Here is a 1,494-nt window from a genome sequence, read left to right as displayed (position 1 = left end):
CAAAAAAAGAGGAATCTCCATTATCATAAAGTTAACGACAACCATGATAAGATAGGAGATTCCCCGTATGAATAAGTTTATCAATACCACGTTACAATTGAAAGATGAAAATATAATTTTCGAAGATAAAGTTGAAGAGATGATAGTTAAGAATATAAAGTCACTGATCTATTTCGGCAAGTTAGATGTAAATCCTCAGTATTGTCCAGCCTGCGGCTGCGTTAAACGAGGAAATAGTATCGTTAAGAATGGATCTAAAAAATCAAGAATTACGCTAACAAAGATATCAGGGTTACCTGCTTACCTTGAATTAAGCAAGCAACGCTATCACTGTAGAGAATGCGATAGCTACTTCACTGCTAAATCAGAGATAGTCGGTGATAACTGTTTTATTTCTAAGCGCGTTAAACGGATGGTATTAGACTTTGCAACCAATGCGTTGACACTTAAACATATCGCAGAGACATGCAACGTTTCTGATCATACAGTTCAACGGGTAATTAATGGTGCTGGTAAAGACCTTAAACCTAGCATCTTCGATGCATTACCAGAGCATATTGCTTTCGATGAATTCAAAGGTGTAAAGCATGCCGAAGGAAATATGAGCTTTATGTTTATAGATAATACGAATTCACGTATTGTAGATGTGCTAGGAGATCGCAGAAAATTCAAGCTACGTGATTACTTTTTTGCCTATCCGTTGAAAACTCGTCAGAAAGTTCAAACAGTTACAATGGACATGTACATGCCTTATATGGAAGTCGTTAGAGAGGTATTTCCCAACGCCAAAATCATCATTGATCGTTTCCATTTAGTTCAAGCATTAAATCGAGAATTAAATAAGCTACGTATTGAAGTAATGAATGCTTTCAGGGTTCCTGACCATAGATTGTACAACAAGTATAAGAGATATTGGCGAATATTCCTAATGCCCCGAGAAAACTTAAACTCATGGGATTATCAACCGTTTAAATTATTTGATTGGCTTACGAATACCGGTGGTATTTTAGATTATTTACTAGATAAGAACCCACTATTAAAAGACACCTATAATATCGTCCATAACTTGCGTGAAGCGCTTCAAGAGAATGACTCTGAAGTATTTAAAGCTCAGTTAGCACAGTCTAAGTTAGTTAAATTACCAAGCGGATTAAGACGTGTGCTACGTACATTTACCAAACTTCAAAGATATATTGGTCATACTTTCAAATACAACCACTTAACGAACGGCCGTATAGAAGGTTTGAATAATAAAATTAAGATCTTAAAACGAATAGCTTACGGATACCGAAACTTCCAAAATTTTAGAACTAGAATATTAATGACCAATAAACTATATCTAAATGAAATACCGGTAGTAGAAGCAGCCTAAGGGCTGCTTGATAATCACAAAATAAAGATAAAAAATGAATAATGGAAAAGAGTATAAAAAAACCAGGTAATCTAATGATTACCTGGCAGATATTACTCATCAGTCCTATTTGACGAAGAGCC

At 35.1% G+C, this 1,494-nt stretch carries 1 protein-coding gene; it reads left to right on the top strand.

All coding sequences use genetic code 11. From position 1 onward, the window contains the following. Positions 1-67 precede the first annotated feature (67 nt). Positions 68-1,372 (top strand): ISL3 family transposase, encoded by a 1,305-nt coding sequence (locus AC973_RS03050; RefSeq protein ID WP_048727148.1) that lies wholly within the window; start codon positions 68-70, stop codon positions 1,370-1,372. The last annotated feature ends 122 nt before the right edge of the window (positions 1,373-1,494 follow it).

Origin of the sequence: Carnobacterium sp. 1290_CSPC (assembly GCF_001053265.1) — a bacterium.
GTDB lineage: Bacteria > Bacillota > Bacilli > Lactobacillales > Aerococcaceae > Aerococcus > Aerococcus urinaeequi.
Note: the sequence above shows the minus strand (reverse complement) of the source record. Positions and strands in the feature narration are given on the sequence as shown.

Excerpts from the sequence above, each read along its gene's own strand:
- AC973_RS03050 (WP_048727148.1), top strand. The coding sequence starts at position 68 with ATGAATAAGTTTATCAATACCACGTTACAATTGAAAGATGAAAATATA.